This window comes from Aquiflexum sp. (genome assembly GCF_977115555.1).
The window spans coordinates 1-6,321 of record NZ_CDSBKL010000240.1; the positions used below are offsets into that span (position 1 = coordinate 1).

The 6,321-nt window shown below is 41.6% G+C and carries 7 protein-coding genes; 4 read left to right on the plus strand and 3 right to left on the minus strand.

All coding sequences use genetic code 11. The features are described from left to right. The coding region (locus tag ACZFYI_RS13710; RefSeq protein WP_462524694.1) for a serine hydrolase domain-containing protein at positions 1–1,301 on the minus strand (1,301 nt) is incomplete at its 3' end. A gap of 315 nt (positions 1,302–1,616) precedes the next feature. Between ACZFYI_RS13710 and ACZFYI_RS13715 the strand changes: the two genes are divergently transcribed. The 4 genes from ACZFYI_RS13715 to ACZFYI_RS13730 are packed head-to-tail and all read left to right on the plus strand — an operon-like array spanning position 1,617 to position 4,008. Continuing rightward, a complete protein-coding gene (locus ACZFYI_RS13715) occupies positions 1,617–1,976 on the plus strand; it encodes a DM13 domain-containing protein (RefSeq protein ID WP_462524700.1) in 360 nt (119 codons plus the stop codon). Positions 1,977–2,024: 48 nt separating this feature from the next. After that, positions 2,025–2,894 (plus strand): hypothetical protein, encoded by an 870-nt coding sequence (locus ACZFYI_RS13720; protein WP_462524695.1) that lies wholly within the window; start codon positions 2,025–2,027, stop codon positions 2,892–2,894. Beyond that, positions 2,891–3,553: a Crp/Fnr family transcriptional regulator gene (locus tag ACZFYI_RS13725; RefSeq protein ID WP_462524696.1), complete on the plus strand. Its 663-nt coding sequence runs from the start codon at positions 2,891–2,893 to the stop codon at positions 3,551–3,553. The genes ACZFYI_RS13720 and ACZFYI_RS13725 overlap by 4 nt, the downstream gene beginning before the upstream one ends. Positions 3,554–3,564: 11 nt before the next feature. Further along, positions 3,565–4,008, plus strand: coding sequence for a DM13 domain-containing protein (locus ACZFYI_RS13730; RefSeq protein ID WP_462524697.1), 444 nt, complete (start codon positions 3,565–3,567; stop codon positions 4,006–4,008). Positions 4,009–4,462: 454 nt separating this feature from the next. On the opposite strand, the gene ACZFYI_RS13735 is transcribed toward ACZFYI_RS13730, so the two are convergent. Both ACZFYI_RS13735 and ACZFYI_RS13740 read right to left on the minus strand, forming a co-directional pair. Further along, positions 4,463–5,932 (minus strand): ATP-binding protein, encoded by a 1,470-nt coding sequence (locus ACZFYI_RS13735; protein WP_462524698.1) that lies wholly within the window; start codon positions 5,930–5,932, stop codon positions 4,463–4,465. 29 nt (positions 5,933–5,961) lie between these two features. Then, the coding region (locus tag ACZFYI_RS13740) for a winged helix-turn-helix domain-containing protein (RefSeq protein WP_462524699.1) at positions 5,962–6,321 on the minus strand (360 nt) is incomplete at its 5' end.

Sequence of the window (6,321 nt, forward strand, 5' to 3'; positions counted from 1 at the left end):
CTGACGATTACCAGATCCTGAGAGGGTATCACCAAAATCCATTGTCCTTCAACCCCCCCTGCATAAAAAGCATCGTTTGGCAAGCTTGGAAATATTTTATCCTCAGGGTTGGTTGGATTACCCGCATTGAGCCACCATTGGGCGCCATATTCACCCCTTGGAGCAGCTGTTCCGGGAGTCGTGGCAAATTCCACCCAATCTTCCGAAAGTATCTGTTCGCCAAGCCAATTCCCTTTGCCCAACATCAACAAGCCCAATCTCGCAAAATCCCTTCCCGGAGCAAATACAAAGGAAGAACCGACAAATGTCCCCGAAGCATCTTTTTCCATGACGGTATTGTGCATTCCGATTTTATAGAATAAACCTTCGTAAGGCAATCTTTGATAATCTTCTTCACCAAGTTGGTTGCGGAGAATTTTCGACATGATGTTTGTTGTCCCGCTTGAGTAGTAAAAGTATGTTCCCGGTTCGTACTTGAGTGGCTTGGAGGCTGCTATGGCTGCGGCATCAGGTTTGAGAAAAAGCATATTCGTCGCATCAGACACTCCTCCATAATCTTCCACCCAATCCAGTCCATTGGTGGCCTGAAGCATGTTTTTTAGGTTGATCTTGCTTCTTTCATCTGTCCAATCAGGAAGTAAACTGTTTTGTTCCAAATCCATGATACCCTTGTCTACCTGAAGGCCGACAAGGTTGCTTATGATGCTTTTTCCCATAGACCAACTTGTATGCTTGGTATTGATAGTATGGTCATTGCCATAGCCTTCTGCCACCAACTGTCCTTTGTGCAACACAACAATCATATGCGTCAAATGGGTCTTTTTGACCGAATCCTCGAATTCGATATCGATCAAATCCTGAATCTTCTTGTATTGGGGTAGGTTCAAAATGGAATCGTTGAGCCTATCGCCGTTTGGCCAACTTACGGTATCCTGACTCCAATTGGGTTTTGGGACTTCATAGTAAACTTGATTTCTGACCTCGTTTTCATCCATTCCTGACAACAGGGTACAACCCTGTCCTTCACGGTAGATAGCCACCCTTTTGGCCAATCCAAAGACACTCCCGATAACTTTTTTCCCTTCCCTGTCAATTTCAAAATCTCCGAGATTGATCGGGAAAGCCCGTAATTCTTGACTCATCACTGAATTTTCGGTTCGTTCCGCTAGGAAAATGCAACTGCACATGATCTTAGAACCATATGAACTGATCAGTGGAAATGATTTCCAGGCATAATTGATTCCGTATCCTAATCCAAATATGAGGATCAAAAGGAATGAATAAAGGATTTTCTTTTTCATGGGAATGGTTGGGGTCTTTTTTATTTCATGAAATTTAAAGGTTTTATTATTGCTGATTCTGTTTTTTTAAACATAACTGACTCGAAGGGTCCACGAATTAGGAAATGAGATCAAATTAATAGGCTAAACCTGTTTTTCACGGTTTTTTTCACTTCAAAGAACCTTTACATTTTCGTGATTTTTTTGTGATATATCATGGGCAATTTTGTCTCAAACAAAATCTAACACACCATCAAAAAAGTAATTCTATTTCTAGCTGTCATCATCTTTGCAGCATGTTCTGAAGACACAGATCCAGTCATCATCGATTCCTCACTGCCAAACGGCACCCTTACAGTACAGCGTTCCGGAGCATTTACAGATCAGAATGGTGCCGGCAGTACTGGTACTGCTTCTATTGGCCCTGACAGTCAGGGGACGGTTTTTTTAGCATTCAACAGTGCATTCCGCACAGCATTGGCTACCGGTACAGTGACTGTTTACCTGTCAACCTCTGATACTTTTACCCCTGACCCCGGGAATGGTAACCCTAATCTATTGTTGGTAGGTCCTGTGAGAAATGCTGGTGAAAACTTCTTCCGGATTCCTGCAGGTACTGATTTGGGCAAATATACCCATGTGATCCTTTGGTGCGGATCTGTAGGTATTCCCTTTGGAAATGCAAGGTTGCAATAAACACTCTCCATCATCCCGGCAATACCGGGATGCTTAAATCCTCTCAAAATGAAAAGTCTAAGAGTATTACAAATATTGGCATTGGTTTTTGTGGTTCAGGAGGTTAGCGGACAAAGTGGTTGGACAAAATCTGAGGGCGAAGGATTCTTTCAGACAAGTTTTTACACCTTTAGTTCTAAAGATTACTTCACACTTGATGGAGAGAAACTGGTCACCAACCGCTTCCACCAACAAAGCATCGTCCTGTATGGGGAATATGGAATCACAGATAAATTTACCATTATAGGCAATTTGCCTCTTCAGAACTTTAATGGATTTGAAACAACCGAAACTGTCTCAGGCCTTGGGGATTTGAGGTTGGAATTCAAACATGCATTGCTGAAGAAGTACTTTCCTTTGGCCATCAGCGTAGCTCCCGAAATCCCAACCGGTAGAGCCAATAATTTTGCCAACAGTACGGTCAATGATTTTGAAAGAATCAACCTTCCGAGTGGGGATGGGGAATTCAATGTCTGGACCACTTTGGCTACTTCTTTTGCTTTGGGAGATTTTCCTTTTTATGGATCCTTGTTCGGGTCCTACAATTACAGAACCCAATATGACGGAATTTCATTCAGCGATCAGATCGCGGTAGGGGTGGAATTGGGCTACAAGATTGCTGACAAGGTTTGGGTCAATGCCCGGCTAAATGGCCTGACATCTGTGGATGAAATCACTGAAGTCACAGACTTTGTCAGGGGAGATGGTACGGAATATACAAGTTACACCTTTGGGGCAAGTGTCCCTATCCACAAGGAAATCCACCTAAGCCTGACCTATCGGAATTATAATGACTTTCTTTTCCAAAGGAAAAACATTTATTCCGGCGGTGTTTTCGGGTTTGGTATTTATTACAACCTAAAACCAAATTCACAATGAACGCGATCCAGAGAAAGATAGAAAATGAAGGCCATCAGCCTGGTTTTCAAAGGGGCTTGATGTTTTTGCCATTCAACACTTTTGGAAAATTTCAATCCATCTACACACAGGGAGATTTGGCAAACAGGCTTTTTATGGTCAAAAGCGGTTCTGTAAAGTTAATGGAAGTGTCAGAGTCAGGAGATCAGGTTATCCAGGATATCAAAACCGAAGGGGAAATATTTGGCGAATGGAATGCATTATTCCAGAAGGAACTCTATTACAAAAATTCAGCGGTCACGCTATCCGACAATACTGAGATCCATTGCCTTAAACTTTCAGAAACTTTTTTCGAAAATGTCTCCAATTCTATGGCTGATCTTTCTCTTTTGGTTTTGGAAGAATACAATAAAATGAATACCAGGCATCAAAGGTTATTAAACAACGATGCCGCCTATCGAATCAAAGAGGCACTGCTAAGCCTTGCCCAAAAAGCAGGTCAAAAATTTGGTGATGAAACCCTGCTCAAAATCTGGCTATCGCATGAAGACCTTTCTAAACTGGCAGATACAAGCAGGCAAACTGTGACCACTGTCATGAATGACTTAAAAAACAAAGGGAAAATCATCTATTCCCGTGACAGAATTTTATTCAGAAACTTATCCAATATCCATCAATAAATAGAATGATTATGACAAATTTTAACAGAATGCTCGTGATAATGCTGTTGATTTTCTCATCCTGTGAAAGTGAAAAGGAGAAACTCCCCAAAGATGACAGCATAGCAGATGTTCCCGGTACTCTCGAAGTACTCAAAAGCGGGACATTGAGTAATCAAAGCGGAGCTGGCACAAGGGGAACTGTGCAGCTGGTAAGAGACCAAGCCGGTAAATATTATGTGAGTCTGAGTGATAACTTCACTACCAAATTTTCCACCGGCACGGTCACTGTTTATCTCTCGACTTCTTCAAGTCTTAGACTCAATGAAAGTGGAAGTTTCCAATTGCTAGGTTTGGCCAACAGGGCAGGGGCTCATTTTTATCCACTTGCGTCAAGTCCTGATCCAAAATTCACCCACGGTATCATTTGGTGCGGCGCAGCAGCCATTCCTTTTGGAAATGCACTATTGGAATAACATTTTGTTTGGTTTTATTTACTCAAAAAAGGGAGCTGGTTTTCATCTCCTTTTTTTTTGCTTTTTGAGGCTAAAGGTTTCAATTTGAAAATGTTTCGTGCTTGTTCCTGCTGGGATTGAAGGTGTGGATCAGCTAAAATCCATATCCAAAAAAGCAGGAATCTAAAATAGCGTTAGGACGAAAATGATGTGAGGATAAATTTTTCTATGTAGCATATTTGGAAAAAAACAGGAAATGAATCACCCTTCCTGTGTCCGGTTTTTTGACAAAACCAACCAATACAAGCCTTGAACTTTAAGGGTTTTGCCAAAGAATCTTACCTGCCTGACAAGGACTTTCCAACTGTTTTTTGTGACCTATTTGTCCCTGAATTGACTACTATTATAATTTTTCCTTCCGGCAAAACAGAGGATATTGCTAAAACATGTTTTAATTTTTTATTCTAATTGTCTCCTAATTCATATTCTCCATAGGATCCAATTCGAAAACAAACTCTGTAAAACTCGAAGAATCAGAAATAACCTTGATGGTCGAATCATGGATTTCCATTATTTTCTGTACGATAGCCAGACCCAAACCGGATCCTTCAATTCCCTTTTTCTCCTTATCTACCATGTAGTACCTTTTGAATAAAGAATCCAGGTCTTTTTGAGGAATTCCTGAACCTGTATTTTTGACACTGACGCAGACTTTGAAAGTTGTCTGGCAATAAAAAGCTTTGAGGGTAATGTTGCCATTTTCCGGGGAATATTTCACGGCATTGTCAATGAGGTTTTGGATAACCCTGTCCATCAGATAGAGGTCTGCTTCCACGACCGGCAGAGAAGAGGAAATATCGGCGATGAGATTGATGTTTTTTGCCTTCGCAAAGAGTTCATACTTCATGCACGCATCAAAAAGCAGTTCCTGGATTTTGAAAGGCTCCATTTTTAACTGGACTTGCCCTGATTCCAACTTGGACAATTCAAACAAATCAGCTACAAGCTTGGTGAGTTTATCCGAGGAGTCATTGATGATTTTCAGGTACAGATCCCTTTCAGCCACTGTGATCTGATCTCCTTTGATCATCATTGTTTCGACATAGCCATTGATGACTGCCAAAGGATTTCGAAGGTCATGGGATACATTGGCTATCAATTCCCTTCTCAGGCTGTCGACATTTTTTAACTCTTCCATATTGTGGAGGATATTGTCAGCCATTTGGTTGAATGTGCTGGCAAGAACCGATAATTCCGAGTTTGATTTGAGTTCAGGCATCCTGGCTTTGAGGTCGCCATCCTTGAATTTATTGACAGTTTTTACGATTTCCCTGAGGTTTTTGGTCAGGAGTGCGGTCAATAGCAAGGCGATGAGTAAGGCCACAACCATCGTGACCAAGAAGGAATTCAAGGTCAATTTGAGCCAATAGCTTCCCAACAATCCTGCTGCCACATCTTCAAATTTTTCACTCGCCAGTGTGATGTAGACATATCCCAAAAGCTTGCCATCTTCAATGACTTCCGTGGCAGAAAATATGGTCTGATAGCCATTTGACCTTGGATCATCTCCCAAGATAAATTCTGATCCATTTGTTGAGATGAAATCTTTGATAGGAGCAATGTCCACCCGCTTGAGTTTGACTTTGGAGTCCAAGACCACAAAAGAGAGGATTTCCCCTTCAGGATCGAGCAGAAACACTTCAATACTCGGATTGACTGCCATCATGGAATGCATGATTACTCCCAAAGCTTCCTCGTTGACCTCTCCGTTTTTGAATGGAGGTGCTTCTTTGACAAGGTATTCCGCCACTGAGGCATTGAGTTTTTGGGTGGTTTCAAGAAAATAATTTTTGGAAGCAATGGTCGTGATCATGATGTAGGCAAATCCCACCACTGTCATCACGAGTGTAATAGCCAGAGCAATTCTCCAATAGAAACTTTTCATAGGATCATATTTTTATGGTCAAAAGAATTCTACCATTCATCATTGAAGCGGTAGCCGATACCCCAAGTGGTCAGGATAAAGTTTGGATTGTTGGCATCCATCTCGATTTTGGACCTGAGTCTGTTGATATGGGCATTGACAGTATGTTCGTACCCACTGAAGTCATATCCCCATATCAATTCCAAAAGCTCTGACCGGCTGTAACTCCTTCCGGGGCTTTTGGCCAATAACATCAGCAGGTCAAATTCCTTTGGTGTAAGGTCCACGCGTTTTTGGTGTAGGAGCACTTTCCTTCTTTTTTCATCTATTTCGAGGTTTTCGAATTTTACCGAATCCACATTTTTATTGCTGATAAGGATAAATTGGTCCTGCCTTCTCATGATGGCTTT

Coding starts and splice junctions, on each gene's coding strand:
- ACZFYI_RS13720 (WP_462524695.1), top strand. CDS start 2,025: ATGAAAAGTCTAAGAGTATTACAAATATTGGCATTGGTTTTTGTGGTT.
- ACZFYI_RS13730 (WP_462524697.1), top strand. CDS start 3,565: ATGACAAATTTTAACAGAATGCTCGTGATAATGCTGTTGATTTTCTCA.
- ACZFYI_RS13735 (WP_462524698.1), bottom strand. CDS start 5,932: ATGAAAAGTTTCTATTGGAGAATTGCTCTGGCTATTACACTCGTGATG.
- ACZFYI_RS13725 (WP_462524696.1), top strand. CDS start 2,891: ATGAACGCGATCCAGAGAAAGATAGAAAATGAAGGCCATCAGCCTGGT.